Consider the following 14,153-nt stretch of genomic DNA (forward strand, 5'->3'; position numbering starts at 1 on the left):
GAGGTGACGATGATCACCGCCAGCACCAGGATGAAGCTTCCGAACGTCAGTTGGCCGATGGACAGCGAAAAGATTCGCTTTTTCTCGGGGGGCGGCGTCAATTCGGCGGACATTGGTGCGTTAAGGACCGGGCTACTGGAAGCCCAATATACGACGTATTGCGGGCGTGGGGAAACATGCCTGCCGCCGCGAAACATCCTTAATATCGCAGGTCTCGGCCCGCCCTTCGCTCCGGATTATGACGTTTTGACGCCAGCCCGCCGCCCGGCGGGGATCGTCATGGCGGCGACGCCGACAACGACGCAGGCGAGCCCGATCCAGGCGGTCCGGCTCAAGGTTTCGCCGAGGAAGGCGACGCTGATGGCGACACCGATGGGGACGCGCAAGTAGGCTTGCGCGGTGGTGCCGACCGACCCCAGGGTCTGGATCAGGCGGAAATAGATCGCAAACGCCGCGGCGGTCGAGAACGTCGCCAGCGCGAGCAGCGCCAGCACGGAGCTGAGCGAGGGCGACAGCGTCCAGGGCCGCTCGACGATCAGCGAGGCCGGGATCAGGACCGCCGCCCCCGCCAGCAGCGAGCCGGCCGCGGGCGCCATGGGATCAAGGCCCTTGAAGCTGCGGCCGAAGATCGCGGCACAGGCATAGCAGATGGTGGCGGTGATGATCGCGGCCTCGGCGATGAGGCCGCTGCCGATGTCGCGGAAGGCATCGACGCCGACGATCAGCAGGATCCCGGCCATGCCGGCGACCACGCCGAGCAGCTTTCGCGGCGTGGTCGTCTCGTGACGGGTGACGATCGCGGTGAGTAGGAAGGTGAAGATCGGTCCGGCCGAGTTGAGGATGGTGGCGAGGGCGGCATCGACATGGCGCTCGCTCCAGGCGATCAGCGTCCAGGGAATGACGCTGTTGAGCACGGCCTGGAACGCGAAACGCTGCCAGGTCGCCCCATCCGTCGACATCTTGATGCCGCGCGCCCACATGACGGCCATGAGCAGCAGGCCCGCAATCGCGGTGCGCGCCGCGATCAGCGTGATCGGCGGGATGGTGGCGACGCCGAGCTTGATGAAGGTGTAGGACCCGCCCCAGAGCGTTGCGAGCGCAACCAGCAGCGCCAGCTCGATGGTGATGTTGCTGTCCTGCCGGCTGTCCATTGTGCGTCCCATCCATTCCGCGATGGACGGAACCTAGCGCGTCCGCAAGCGCCAATACTTCGCTGTGTGTCGAAGTGTATCAGCCGACCGCGCCGACCTCGAACACCTCGCCGTCATAGCCGGCCTCACGGGGGATGCGAAGCTGGCGACCGGTTGCGGTCCTGGTCATGATCGGCATCACGGTGACGATCGACATGCCCTTGGCATGGTCGAGCGCGGACTTCACCGTCGGCTGCTTCGCCAGCCGGATCAGATTGCGCGTGGTCGGGAACGGCAGCTTGAAGCGGCCACTGTCACCGCCCTCGACCGCCTCGCGCGGCGAGACCCAGATCGAGTCGGTGGATTCCCGGCCGTCATGGGCGCCAAGCTGATCGGGCGGCGCCGCCGCAAGGAAGAACCAGGTGTCGAAACGTTTCGGCATGCCCTCGGGCGTGATCCAATGGGCGTAAGGCACCAGCGTGTCGAGCGCGAGCTGGAGGCCGTTATCGGCGAGGATGCTGAGGAAGCTGATCCTGTGCTCGTTGAGCGCAACGCGGTGCTTGTCCGCGATCTCCCCCGCACGCCTGGCATCGACAGGCGTGCCCGAGTCCTTTGAGCGCGCCAATAAAATGCCGCTCTCCTCGAATGTCTCGCGGATCGCGGCGATACGAAAACCGCGGTCCGCTTCACTCAGGCCTTCGCCGCCTGAATAGAGGTCGGCGCAGGCGACGATCTCGTTGTCGCCGGCATCGACGCTGCCGCCCGGAAACACCAGCGCGCCCGAGTTGAACTCGATCTGATGATGGCGGACCATCATGAAGACCTCAACCTCCTGTGCGCCATCGCGCAGCAGGAGGATCGTCGAGGCCGGGCGTGATGCTGATGTCTCGGCCATGCAAACTAACCTGCGCCGCTGGATTGCGGGCCGAGATTGGCGCGCTTGTCGAAACGGGCGACACGCGACAGCAGGTAATCGACCTCGGCCTTCGCCGTCGCCGTCATCGTCGCGCCGGGCTTGCGCTGCGCGCTGGAGGCGATGATGCCGCGCTTCTGCAGCACGTATTTGCGCACGGTGAGGCCGACGCCGGGCTGCTGCTCGTAGCGGATCAGCGGCAGATGCGCGTCGAACAGGTCATGCGCGGCATCGCGCTTGCCGGCCTTGGAGAGGTTCACGACGTCGATCAGCAGCTCCGGGAAGGCGTAGCCGGTCATGGCGCCGTCGGCACCGCGCTCCATCTCGAAGTCGAGGAACGTGCCGCCGTTGCCGCACAGGATCGAGAGCGGGCGGAGCGAGCCGTCTTTCTGGAAGCCGCGCAGCGTCGAGATCTTCTCCAGGCCCGGCCAGTCCTCGTGCTTGAGCATCACGCAGTTCGGATTGTCCATGACGATCTTACGGATTACGGCGGGGGTGAACACCACCGACAGCGTCAGCGGATAGTCTTGCAGCACCCACGGAATATCGGGCCCGATGGCCTCAGCCGCCTGCTTGAAATAGCCGACGATCTGGTCGTCGGTGCGCAGCGAGGGCGGCGGCGCGATCATCACGCCGGCCGCGCCGGCATCCATCGAGGCCTTGGCCAGGGAACGCATGGTGGCAAAGCCCGGCGCGGAGACGCCGACAATGACCTGCATCTTCTTGGCGCGCTTGACGTAGCGAACCGCCACCTGCTCGGCCTCGGCGGCATCGAGCTTCGGGGCCTCACCGAGAATGCCCAGCACCGTGACGCCGTCGCAGCCGACCTCCTCGTAGAAATCGGTCAGGCGGTCGATCGAGCGCTCGTCGATCCGGCCGTCATCGTGGAACGGTGTCGGCGCGATTGCGAAGGTGCCTTTGGCGTCGGCGGTCAGTTTCATCCAGTCTCTCTCTTTCTCCGTCATTCCGGGGCGGCTCGCAGAGCCGGGACCTCGGAATCTCGAGGTTCCGGGCTCGCGACTTCGTCGCGCCCCGGAACGACAACAACGGCTAAAACCGCCGCGCCCCCATCTTGATCTGCTCCTCGGAGAAGAAGATCTCCTTGGCGTGATCTACGATGTCCTGGGCGTTCCAGCCCGAGTGCGGCGGCTTCCAGCCTTCCATCTCCATCATCCGCATTTCGCGCACGCCGCGGGGCCCGGACACGCCCAGCACCTTGCCGGTCTGGTCGCCCGACAAGTCGCTGACCATGTATAGCACGGCCGGCGCGATGCCGTCCGGCCCCAGCGCCGCCCCCGGGTTCTCCTTATAGCGGGGCAGGTCTGCGGTCATGCGGGTCAGAGCGCCCGGAGCCAGCGTCCAGATCCGGATGTTGTATTTCCGGCCCTCGATCGCCAGCACATTGGACAGGCCCCAGATACCGCCTTTGGCAGCTCCATAGTTGGTCTGGCCGAAATTGCCGATCAGCCCCGATGTCGAGGAGGTGTTGACGATGACGCCTCCGCCATTTTCCCGCATCCAGCGAAACACCGGCAGGGTGCAACAAAAGGTACCCTTCAGGTGCACCTTGATGACCTTGTCCCAATCGGCCTCCGAGGCCTTGGCGAAGGTCTGGTCGCGCAGGATGCCGGCATTGTTGACGAGAATGTCGGCGCGGCCGAAGTGCTTGATGGCGTCGTCAAAGACCGACTGGCCGCCCTCCATGGTGGAGATGTCGGCACCGTTGGCGACCGCCTTGCCGCCCTCGGCCTTGATCGCGTCCACCACGAGCTGCGCCATCGACTTGTCGGCGCCGGAGCCGTCACGGGGGCCGCCGAGATCGTTGACGACGACCGAGGCCCCTTCCCGCGCGAACAGCTTGGCGTAGGCCTCACCGAGCCCGCCGCCCGCGCCGGTGATCAGCGCAACCTTGCCGTCGAGTAGTCCCATGGTGGCGTCTCCCTGTTTATTATTGTTCTCTCGTGTCCCGGACGCGATGGGGCGTGAAACGCTGCGTCGCAGAGCCGGGACCCTGTTCTTTGCTGCGGCACTCTGAGTCCCGGCTCTGCAGCGCACCGCTTGCGCGCTGCGCTGCGTCCGGGGCACGAGACCGACCTAACCCAGCACCGTCTTGCCGTTCTTGATTACGGTGACGCCGCGCGACTTCACCTTGGCTTCGAACGAGATCACATTGCCGTCCTTCCAGAGATCCATGGTCACGGTTTCGCCGGGATAGACCGGGGACGAGAACCGCGCGACGTGCTGGCGGAAGGCGCTTGCGTCGTAGTCGGCATAGGTCTGCAGCACGCCGCGGCAGGTGATACCGTAAGTGCACATGCCGTGCAGGATCGGACGCGGGAAGCCCGCCTTCTTCGCAAACTCGGGATCCGAGTGCAGCGGGTTGCGGTCGCCGCAGAGGCGATAGACCAGCGCCTGGTCGGGACGCGTGACGATGTCGATGGTCCGGTCGGGGCTGCGCGACGGGATCTTGTGCGGATCGGGCTGGGTCAGGTTCGGCCCGCCGAAACCGCCATCGCCGCGGGCGAAGCGCGAAGCGACCAGCGTCGCCAGCTTCTCGCCCTTCTCGTTCTTGAGCACCGTCTGGTGGCTGATGACGACGCCCTTGTCCTTGCCCTTGTCGTAGACCTCGAGCACGGACGAGTCGGCGGTGATGTTCGCGGCCACCGGCAGCGGCTGGTGGAAGGTGATATCGCGCTCGCCGTCCACCACCATGACGCGGTTGAGGTTCATCTCGCCCGGACCGGAGCCCCAGGCCGCGACGGAGGCAAAAGTCGGTACCACCTTCAGCGGCCGCGGTGTGAACGTGCCCTCGTTGACGAAGGCGAGCTCATTCTCGTCCATCGGATCTGCGCCGAGGCCGATGCCGTAGGCGTAGAGCATGACTTCGCGATCGGTATAGGCATATTTCTGGCCGAGGTTTTTCAGGCCTTTGAGCTCTTCGTATCTGGCGGACATTTTTCTGGTTTCCTCCCGGTATTCTTTCAGCGGGCGACCGCGCCTATTGATGCGCCCTCTCCCCTTGTGGAGAGGGCCAGACGCTGCCCGCAACAAACTCGTTTGGGTGAGGGGTTGGCTCCGCATCAAGAGCTCTCTCTGCGGAGCGATACCCCTCATCCGGCGCTTCGCGCCACCTTCTCCCACAAGGGGAGAAGGGAAGAATCTTAGGCCACCGTGAAGAACGGCAGCGGTGCGCCGTCGGTCGGCTTGAACACCACCTTCACCTTCTGGCCGATCTTGAGCTTCTCGAGATCGCAGTCGACGAAATTCGTCTGCACCGACGGCCCCTCCTTCAGCGTGACGTAGCCGATGGCGTAGGGGCCGGTCGGCGATTTCCGCATCAGGCTGTACGTGTAGATCGTGCCCTCACCCGACGCCTCCTCCCACACCGTCTTGTCGGAGTAGCAGAACGGGCAGATCGAGCGCGGGAAGTAATGCGCTTCGCCGCAGGCGGTGCAGCGCTTGATCATGAACCTGCCTTGCCTGGCAGCGTCCCAGAACGCAGACGTCTCCGGGTTGGTCACAGGCGCCGGATACTTTTTCGCTTCACTCATCAAACGCGCTCCAGAATGGCTGTCGAGGCGGCGTGGCGGACACCCAGAAGGCCGCCGGTGCCGTGGGCGATGGCGAGATCGCAATTCTTGACCTGCACCTTTGGATGCGCCTCGCCGCGCAGCTGCCTGACGGCTTCGATGATCTTGGTCATGCCGCCGCGATTGACGGGATGGTTGCTGCAAAGGCCGCCGCCGTCGGTGTTGAACGGCAGTTTGCCGACGCCCGAGATCAGATTGCCGTCGGCGACGAACTTGCCACCCTCGCCCTTCTTGCAGAAGCCGAGGTCTTCGAGCTGCATCAGCACCGTGATGGTGAAGCTGTCGTAGATCGAAGCGTATTTGATGTCCTTCGGCGTGATGCCGGCCTCCTCGAACGCACGCGGACCGGACCACACGCCGGCGGAATAAGTGAGATCGAGATCCTTGCCGCCGCGCGGGCCCTTCATCGCTTCGCCATGACCGATCAGGCGCACGAGCGGCTTCTTCAGGCTCCTGGCGATCTCAGGCGTCGTCACGATCAGCGCGCCGCCACCATCGGAGACGACGCAACAATCCATGCGATGCAGGGGATCGGAGATCATCGGCGAATTCAGCACGTCCTCGACGGTGACGACGTCCTTGAGCATCGCATGCGGATTGTATTGCGCGTGATGCGAGGCCGCGACCTTGATCCAGGCGAGTTGCTCCGAGGTGGTGCCGTAGTCGTGCATATGGCGCATGGCACACATGCCATAGGCATTGTGCGTCGTCGCGCCGTAAGCGGACTCGAAATCGGCCTCGGCGCCGGCCGCGCGCGGCGGCATCGCCCCGGTGCGCGGCTTGCCGGCGAGCGTAACTAGCGCGATCGAGCACTTGCCTGCCGCGATCGCCTCGGCGGCATGGCCGAGATGGATGATGTAGGAGCAGCCGCCGGTCTCGGTGGAATCGACGTGGCGGAGTTTTTTGGTGTTCAGGCCGAGATAGTCAACCATCGGCCAGGCGCCGCCGGGCGCATCGCCCGCGCAGAAATAGCCGTCGACATCGTCCTTGCTGATCCCGGCATCCTCGATCGCGCCCTTGGCGACCTCGGCATGGAGCTGGGCGGTGGATTTGTCCGGCGCATGCCGGGTCGGGTGTTCGTAGATCCCGGCAATGTAGGCCTTGCCCTTGATGGTCAAAACAGAGGTCTCCGCTCGCGTTTCTTATTGCCTCTTTTTTCTGAACCGAGGTGGCCTGATTGGCAAGCGCGGAAATATTCCGCCCCGCGAGAGGGCAGCGGGTCGGCGCAAGAGGGGGTAATAGCGGGCGCGGAAGTCTTTGGACCTCATCCTGAGGAGCGCGGAACGCGCGGCTCGAAGGATACAGGCCCGGCTGTGGCCCCTCGCCCTTCGAGACGCCGCTTCGCGGCTCCTCAGGGTGAGGGAGAGCGAACCGTGCTGCCTCACCATCGTCATTGCGAGCGCAGCGAAGCAATCCAGGAATCTTTCGGCGGATGCATTTCTGGATTGCTTCGCTGCGCTCGCAATGACGGAGTTCGCAGATACCGACGGCGCTCTTTCCACTCACAACTGGATCGCAGACACACCCCCGCATCCTCGCGGCACGATCGCCCGAGCTTTGCCTCCGTCTTGCTCCCCTCCGGAAACAGAGGGCGCAGGGAAGACCGGGTGCCGGCCGGGCACCCACGGTCCACTGTGCGAAAATTGCGCTACGAAGAGCTGCACAGCGGCATACAGGTGAAGCCAAACATCCGGCCTTCCCTGCGCAGTGGCTTTACGGCTTATGGCGCGCTCTCCCCGGGGAGCGATGCACTATTGCCCCCGTCGCCTTGCGAGTGACCGCAAGGCTTGACGCACAGACCCCGGGCGTCAGGACCACACGATTTTGCCGTACGCGAGACCGCGCCCGTCGTGCACGAGACAATCGCCCCATGCGACGCAGTCCACGTCCACCGCCGCTCACCCCGCGTTTCGTGACGATCGCGATACGCCCCTCCGAGGGGGATGAGGTGCCGGAAGGGATACGACAATTCCGAATTTCGGTAAAGCGGAATGTTTTTGCGGAGGCGGATTGACCCATGCGTGGGTGTTTTGCCCGACCGGTAGTGCAAGGAATGGTGTCGTAAGGTGGGCAAAGCGAAGCGTGCCCACGTCTTCTTCGTAATCAATGGCAGGTGGTGGGCACGGCGCGTCGCGCCTTTGCCCACCCTACGAATCCGCCCTACTCCGCCGCGATCTGCCGCGGCGCGGATGGCGGGCTCGCCAGGTCCGCGGCGAGCTGGGCATAGCGGGCTTTGGCATCCGCCACCGCCTTCTCCTTCACCGGACCGTAGCCGCGGATGCGGTCGGGCAGCGAGAGCAATTCGACGGCAGTATCGATCGTCACCGGCGATAGCAGGCCGAGCACGGTGGCGACGTCCTTCTCGTACCCGGCGATCAGGTCGCGCTCGAGCTTGCGGTCGGCGCTGCGGCCGAAGATGTCGAGCGGGGTGCCGCGCAGGACCTTGAATTTCGCCAGCACGCGGAAGACCTTCAGCATCCACGGGCCGAAGGCGCGCTTCTTGGGGCGGCCGAGCGCATCGACGCCGCTCGCCAGAATCGGCGGTGCGAGGTTGAAGCTGAACTTGAAGTCGCCCTCGAACTGGTCGCGGAGCTGCTGCTCGAAAGCGCCGTCGGTGAACAGGCGCGCGACTTCGTACTCGTCCTTGTAGGCCAGCAGCTTGGCGTAGTTCACCGCGACCGCGCGCGGCAGCGCATCGCCATAACCGCCCTGCTTGGCGGCATCGCGGACCTGATCGACCAGCTTGCGATAGCGCTTGGCGAGACGGGTGTTCTGGTAGGCGGTGAGATGCTTGGCGCGATGCTCGATGACCTCATCGAGCGTCATGGCGTCCAGCGTCTTGGGCGCAGCCACCTCGTCCGTCCCCTTCAGCATGTCGGCGAGACGCTGGGGATCGGCGACCGCGAGGCGGCCGAGGCGGAAGGCTTCCTTGTTCATCTTGATCGAGACGCCGTTGACCTCGATGGCCTGCTCGATCGCCTCCGCCGACAGCGGAAACAAACCCTTCTGATAGGCATAGCCCATCATCATCATGTTGGTGGCGATGCTGTCGCCGAGCAGCTGCTCGGCAGGCCTCGTGAAGTCGAAGAACACCGAATCCTTGTGCAGCGCCGTCTCCAGCACCGCATTGAGCTTGCGGGTCTGGAAGTTGAAGTCGCGGTTGAGGATGAAGTCGGCGGTGGGGATGACGTGGCTGTTGATGATGCCGCGGGTGCGGCTGGAGTCGCAGAGCGAGATGGTGTCCTTGGCGACCGCGACCACTTCGTCGGCGGCGAGCACGAGATCCGCCGTGCCGGTGACAATGCGCGAGCAGGTCACCTCGGCCGGATGATCGGACAGGCGGACATGGCTGAGCACCGCCCCACCCTTTTGCGCCAGGCCCGACATGTCCAGGATCATCGAGGCCTTGCCCTCGATATGGGCGGCCATGCCGAGCAGCGCGCCGATGGTGAGCACGCCGGTGCCGCCGACGCCGCCGACCGCGATGTTGTAGGGTTTGTCGAGGCTCGGGCGCGACGCCGGCTCGGGGAGCTCTCCGATCTCTGCGAGTTCGGCCGGCGCGCGGTGGCGTGGCGCGCCGCCGTCGATGGTGACGAAGGACGGGCAGAAACCCTTGAGGCAGGAATAGTCCTTGTTGCAGGAGGACTGGTTGATGGCGCGCTTGCGGCCGAACTCGGTCTCCAGCGGCTCCACCGAGATGCAGTTCGACTGCACCGAGCAGTCGCCGCAGCCTTCGCAGACGGCAGGATTGATCATGACGCGGCGCGCCGGATCTTCCATGAGGCCACGCTTGCGGCGGCGGCGCTTCTCGGCGGCGCAGGTCTGCACGAAGACGATCGCGGACGTGCCCTTGTACTCACGGCACATCTTCATGACGTTCTGCAACTCGTCGCGGTGATATTTCTTCACGCCCGGCGCGATGGTATCGGCGGGATAAGCGTCAGGGTTTTCAGACACGAGATAAATCTCGCTGATGCCCTCGGCATGAAGCTGGGCCATGATCTTCTGGGGCGAAAGATCGCCGTCATGGCGCTGGCCGCCGGTCATCGCGACCGCGTCGTTGTAGAGGATCTTGTAGGTGATGTTGGCCTTGGAGGCGACCGCCTGACGAATGGCAAGAATGCCCGAGTGGAAATACGTGCCGTCGCCGAGATTCGCAAAGATGTGGTTCTCGTTGGTGAACGGCGCGATGCCGACCCACGGCACGCCCTCGCCGCCCATATGCGTGAAGGTTTCCGTCGAGCGGTCCATCCACAGCGCCATGAAATGGCAGCCGATGCCGGCCAGCGCGCGGCTGCCTTCGGGAACCTTGGTCGAGGTGTTGTGGGGACAGCCGGAGCAGAAATAGGGGGTGCGGGAGACAGGTGCGACCGCCTGCATCTGCGTGGCCTGACGACCATTGAACCAGTCGGCCTTGGCACGGAGCATCTCCGCGATCTCGGGGTTGAGATCGAGTTTGAGAAGCCGCTCGGTCAGCGAGGTCGCAAGCGAGGCGACGCTGAGCTCGGCGGCGAAGGTCAGGAAACGCTTGTCGTGCTCGTCCATCTTGCCGACGATGCGCGGGCGGACGTCGTCGCGCCAGTTGAACAGCACCTGCTTGACCTGGTTCTCGACGATCTCGCGGCGCTCCTCGACGATGAAGATCTCTTCGAGGCCGACCGCGAATTGATGCACGCCTTCAGGCTCCAGCGGCCAGGGCATGCCGATCTTGTAGAGGCGAAGGCCGATTTTCGCGGCAACCTCCTCGGTGATCCCGAGCTCGCGCAGCGCCTGCCGCACGTCCTCGTAGCTCTTGCCGGATGCCATGATGCCGAAGCGGGCGTTCGGCGAATCCATGGTGACGCGGTTGACCTTGTTGGCGCGCGCAAAGGCGATCGCGGCAAAGCCCTTGTAGTCCTGCAGGCGGCGGTCCTGCTCGAAGCGGTCATCGGGCCAGCGCAGATTGAGGCCGCCGGGCGGCAGCTCGAAATCGGGCGGGATGATGAAGGGCTTCATCTCGTCGGTGAGGTCGATCTCGGCGGTGGTCTCCACCGTCTCCGTGATCACCTTCATGCCGACCCAGCAGCCGGAATAGCGCGACATCGCGATGCCGAGCAGGCCCATCTCGATCATCTCGTGGATGCTCGAGGGATAGAGATACGGCATCAGCGCCGACATGAAGGCATGGTCGGACTGATGCGGGACGGTCGAGGATTTCGCGCCGTGGTCGTCACCGGCAAGGCACAGCACGCCGCCGTTCTTGGCCGAGCCCGCGGCATTGCCGTGGCGGAACACGTCGCCGCAGCGATCGACGCCGGGGCCCTTGCCGTACCAGATCCCGACCACGCCGTCGTACTTCGCGCCGGGCGAGAGATTGAGCTGCTGCGAGCCCCAGACGGCGGTTGCCGCCAGGTCCTCGTTCACGCCGGGCTGGAACTTGATGTTGTATTGCTCGAGATGCTTGCGGGCGGCGAAGAGCTGCTGGTCGTAGCCACCGAGCGGCGAGCCGCGATAACCGGAGATGAAGCCCGCGGTGTTGAGGCCGTTGGCGCGATCCCGCCGGATCTGGGCCATCGGCAGTCGAACCAGGGCCTGGATGCCCGTGGTGAAGACATGTCCGGTTTGCTGGGTGTATTTTTGATCGAGACTGATCGGACCCTGGTTGATGCCCATTCTTGTCCTCATCCGCCCTTTTGAGCGCTTGGCTGCTTAAGCCGTTGCCTGCCCTTTGTTTTTAGCTAGGGCGCGCCGACCACCTGCGCCACTCTATGTCGGATATTTAACGCGGCGCATCAGAAATCTGGACCAAAGGGAGCGCCGGGTAAAAATCGCAATTTCGTGGCTGCAAAGGCATCGGGCATTTTCAATTTGTGTCACCATACCCCCGCCGTCGCGAAATGAATTGATGCTCCTTTGACGCGGGTGCGGTCGATTGGTCGCAGGAGAGGCTTTCGATGCGGACGATTCTGACTGGATTGGCTCTTGCGGGTCTGGCCTTGTGCAGTGCGGTTGCAGGTCCGGTCACGAGCGCGGCCCGGGCCGCCGAACCGTCCCCGGAGCTGATCGCCTATGGCAAGACGCTGGTTGAGGCCGGCGACTGCGCGGGGTGCCACACCGCCGATCCGGCCAAGCCGTTCGCGGGCGGAAAGCGCATCGACACGCCATTCGGCGCGATCTATACGCCGAACCTGACGCCCGACCGCGACAGCGGGATCGGCGCCTGGTCGGATGCCGATTTCACCCGGGCCCTGCGCTACGGCATCGCGCCGGACGGATCGAATTACTACCCGGCCTTCCCCTATCCCTACTTCACGAAGATGACCAAGGACGACACCCTGGCGATCCGGGCCTATCTCGGCACGCTCGCACCCGTAGCGAGCCGCAACAGGCCGGCGGAGCTGCGCTGGCCGTTCGGCTATCGCAGCCTGATGCGGATCTGGAACGCGATGTATTTCAAGCCCGGCCTGTTCGAGCCGGACCAGAACCAGAGCGCAGCGTGGAACAGGGGCGGCTATCTCGTCACCGGTCTCGGCCATTGCGGCGCCTGCCACACGCCCAAGAACTATTTTGGCGCCGACAAGCAGGCGCAGGCGCTATCGGGCAACGAGGTCGGCGGCTGGTACGCGCCCCGGCTCGATGGCGCCGCGCGTACCGGTCTGAAATCCTGGAGCGAGGCTGACATCGCCGAGTATCTGCAAAGCGGACGCAACGCGCGGAGCCATGCCGACGGTCCGATGGCCGAGGTGGTCGTCAACTCCACCGCGAAGATGAGCGATGCCGATATTCGCGCCATCGCGCTGTATCTGAAAGGCCTGCCGCCGGCCCGGCGCGAGACGATCGTGACGCCGCCCGACGATGCCGAGATGAAGGCCGGTCAGGCCATCTACGCAAAGCTCTGCATCGCCTGTCACGAAGCCGACGGCACGGGAAGCCCGCGGATCTATCCGCCGCTGCCCGGCAATGCGCTGCTGCAGTCGGTCAATCCGTCCTCGACCCTTCGCGTCATCCTCGACGGCGCCCACACCGTGACGACGCCGCGCGCGCCCAACACCGGCGAAATGCCGCCCTATGCCAAGCAATTGTCCGACGGCGAGATCGCCGCAGTGACGAACTACATCCGCAACTCCTGGGGCAACACCGCGCCGCTGGTGACGCCATTGCAGGTGACGAAGGCGCGGAAGGAGGAGCCGTAGCATACCCCCTCTCCCGTCATTGCGAGCGCAGCGAAGCAATCCAGAGTCCCTCCCTAGGAAAGATTCTGGATTGCTTCGCTACGCTCGCAATGACGGCGTGGATGGAGCGAGGCGATGCAACGACTACCTCTCCTCGTCTCCCGTGAATACGAATTTCGGCATCTCCCATTTGTAGCGCACCGCCAGCAGGCGGAAGCTGATGCCGAGGACGAAGGTCAAAATGGTCCAGAGCCCGGCGTTGAGCTGCAAACCGAAGGCGGTGGCGTAGAACAGCCCCGTCACCACCGAGACGCTGGCGTAGAGCTCGGAGCGGAACAGCAGCGGCACGTCGTTGCAGAGCACGTCACGGAGCACGCCGCCGGCGCAGCCCGTCACCATGCCCGAGACGATGACGATGGGCAGCGTCGCATCCATCTGCCAGGCAACGTCGCAGCCCGCCATGGTGAAGACGACGAGACCGATGGCGTCGAGCACGATGAAGGCGACTTTCAGCCGGTGCACAAGACGTGCGATCAGGATGGTGACGAAGGCGGCGCCGCCGGCGAGCGCCAGATAGATCGGGCTTTGCACCCAGGCCAGCGGATAGTGGCCGAGGAAGAGATCGCGCAGCGTTCCGCCGCCGAGCGCGGTGATGCAGCCGAGGAAGCAGACCCCCAGCCAGTCCATGCTGCGGCGTCCGGCGGCGAGCGCAGCCGTCATGCCCTGCGCGGCGACCGCGACCAGCGACAGGAAATGCAGCACGGTATCGGTCGGTGGCAGGCTCCACATCGCCTTGTTCCCTCCCGCGATGGAACTTCACGCCCCGAGGGCTCGTGTCGGAACAGGTTCCCGATTCCCGGTGGGAGGGCAACATGCGACGAAAGCACAAAGGGGGGCGGAACAGAATCTCGCAGCTATGGGTTGTCCCGGCGTCATAACCGAGGAGACCAATCGATGGCTGACGACCGTTTTCCCAACGATCCGTATCGCCCGAACCTCGCCGACGATGAGTATCTTCGCGCGGCACGCCGGGATGCCGACCTTCAGGCCGATCCCGAGCTTGGCGAAGGCCCTGCCTCAAGCGGCAGGATCGCGCTGTTTGCCGTGGCCGTCGCCCTGGTGCTCGGCGCCGTGTTCTACGGCCTGAACAACTCCACCACGGGCAACCAGGCGAGCAACGCGCCGACGTCGCGGACTGCCCAGCAGGCGCCGCCGGCCAATCCGGCCGCCCCTCCCGGCATGCGTGACGTAACGCCGCGCAACAACACCGAGCCGGGCATGACCACGGGCGCTGCGCCGACCAAGCCGGCCCCGGACACGCAAACGCCGTCTGACGGCGCGAAGTAACATCACAGCGAAGAGCGGCGGG

At 64.8% G+C, this 14,153-nt stretch carries 11 protein-coding genes; 2 read left to right on the forward strand and 9 right to left on the reverse strand.

What is annotated here, in order from left to right; all coding sequences use genetic code 11:
• Nucleotides 1-236: 236 nt before the first annotated feature.
• The 8 genes from A5906_RS20830 to A5906_RS20875 all read right to left on the reverse strand — a co-directional run bounded on the left by A5906_RS20830 (nucleotide 237) and on the right by A5906_RS20875 (nucleotide 11,285).
• Nucleotides 237-1,151, reverse strand: a complete 915-nt coding sequence (locus A5906_RS20830; protein WP_080137194.1) for a DMT family transporter — start codon at nucleotides 1,149-1,151, stop codon at nucleotides 237-239.
• Between the two features lie 79 nt (nucleotides 1,152-1,230).
• On the reverse strand, nucleotides 1,231-2,025 hold the full coding sequence (locus tag A5906_RS20835) for an NUDIX hydrolase (protein ID WP_080137195.1): 795 nt from the start codon (nucleotides 2,023-2,025) through the stop codon (nucleotides 1,231-1,233).
• Nucleotides 2,026-2,030: 5 nt separating this feature from the next.
• Complete coding sequence (locus A5906_RS20840) at nucleotides 2,031-2,984, reverse strand: dihydrodipicolinate synthase family protein (protein WP_080137196.1); 954 nt, start codon at nucleotides 2,982-2,984, stop codon at nucleotides 2,031-2,033.
• Nucleotides 2,985-3,093: 109 nt separating this feature from the next.
• Nucleotides 3,094-3,972, reverse strand: coding sequence for an SDR family oxidoreductase (locus A5906_RS20845; protein WP_080137197.1), 879 nt, complete (start codon nucleotides 3,970-3,972; stop codon nucleotides 3,094-3,096).
• Nucleotides 3,973-4,137: 165 nt separating this feature from the next.
• Nucleotides 4,138-4,998 (reverse strand): MaoC family dehydratase, encoded by an 861-nt coding sequence (locus A5906_RS20850; protein WP_080137198.1) that lies wholly within the window; start codon nucleotides 4,996-4,998, stop codon nucleotides 4,138-4,140.
• Between the two features lie 206 nt (nucleotides 4,999-5,204).
• A complete protein-coding gene (locus tag A5906_RS20855; protein ID WP_080137199.1) occupies nucleotides 5,205-5,594 on the reverse strand; it encodes a Zn-ribbon domain-containing OB-fold protein in 390 nt (129 codons plus the stop codon).
• Nucleotides 5,594-6,751, reverse strand: a complete 1,158-nt coding sequence (locus tag A5906_RS20860; protein WP_080137200.1) for a thiolase domain-containing protein — start codon at nucleotides 6,749-6,751, stop codon at nucleotides 5,594-5,596. Before A5906_RS20860 ends, A5906_RS20855 begins: the two co-directional genes overlap by 1 nt.
• A gap of 1,042 nt (nucleotides 6,752-7,793) precedes the next feature.
• Nucleotides 7,794-11,285, reverse strand: coding sequence for an indolepyruvate ferredoxin oxidoreductase family protein (locus A5906_RS20875; protein ID WP_080137202.1), 3,492 nt, complete (start codon nucleotides 11,283-11,285; stop codon nucleotides 7,794-7,796).
• A 281-nt stretch (nucleotides 11,286-11,566) separates the two neighbouring features.
• Between A5906_RS20875 and A5906_RS20880 the strand changes: the two genes are divergently transcribed.
• Entirely contained in the window at nucleotides 11,567-12,805 is a 1,239-nt protein-coding gene (locus tag A5906_RS20880) for a cytochrome c (RefSeq protein ID WP_080137203.1), read from the forward strand.
• A 123-nt stretch (nucleotides 12,806-12,928) separates the two neighbouring features.
• Here A5906_RS20880 and A5906_RS20885 read toward each other — a convergent pair whose 3' ends face one another.
• A complete protein-coding gene (locus A5906_RS20885; protein ID WP_080137204.1) occupies nucleotides 12,929-13,573 on the reverse strand; it encodes a trimeric intracellular cation channel family protein in 645 nt (214 codons plus the stop codon).
• A 165-nt stretch (nucleotides 13,574-13,738) separates the two neighbouring features.
• Between A5906_RS20885 and A5906_RS20890 the strand changes: the two genes are divergently transcribed.
• On the forward strand, nucleotides 13,739-14,131 hold the full coding sequence (locus A5906_RS20890; RefSeq protein WP_080137205.1) for a hypothetical protein: 393 nt from the start codon (nucleotides 13,739-13,741) through the stop codon (nucleotides 14,129-14,131).
• Nucleotides 14,132-14,153: the final 22 nt, after the last annotated feature.

This window comes from Bradyrhizobium sacchari, from assembly GCF_002068095.1.
Taxonomy (GTDB): domain Bacteria; phylum Pseudomonadota; class Alphaproteobacteria; order Rhizobiales; family Xanthobacteraceae; genus Bradyrhizobium; species Bradyrhizobium sacchari.

Coding starts and splice junctions, on each gene's coding strand:
- A5906_RS20830 (WP_080137194.1), bottom strand. CDS start 1,151: ATGGACAGCCGGCAGGACAGCAACATCACCATCGAGCTGGCGCTGCTG.
- A5906_RS20835 (WP_080137195.1), bottom strand. CDS start 2,025: ATGGCCGAGACATCAGCATCACGCCCGGCCTCGACGATCCTCCTGCTG.
- A5906_RS20840 (WP_080137196.1), bottom strand. CDS start 2,984: ATGAAACTGACCGCCGACGCCAAAGGCACCTTCGCAATCGCGCCGACA.
- A5906_RS20845 (WP_080137197.1), bottom strand. CDS start 3,972: ATGGGACTACTCGACGGCAAGGTTGCGCTGATCACCGGCGCGGGCGGC.
- A5906_RS20850 (WP_080137198.1), bottom strand. CDS start 4,998: ATGTCCGCCAGATACGAAGAGCTCAAAGGCCTGAAAAACCTCGGCCAG.
- A5906_RS20855 (WP_080137199.1), bottom strand. CDS start 5,594: ATGAGTGAAGCGAAAAAGTATCCGGCGCCTGTGACCAACCCGGAGACG.
- A5906_RS20875 (WP_080137202.1), bottom strand. CDS start 11,285: ATGGGCATCAACCAGGGTCCGATCAGTCTCGATCAAAAATACACCCAG.
- A5906_RS20880 (WP_080137203.1), top strand. CDS start 11,567: ATGCGGACGATTCTGACTGGATTGGCTCTTGCGGGTCTGGCCTTGTGC.
- A5906_RS20885 (WP_080137204.1), bottom strand. CDS start 13,573: ATGTGGAGCCTGCCACCGACCGATACCGTGCTGCATTTCCTGTCGCTG.
- A5906_RS20890 (WP_080137205.1), top strand. CDS start 13,739: ATGGCTGACGACCGTTTTCCCAACGATCCGTATCGCCCGAACCTCGCC.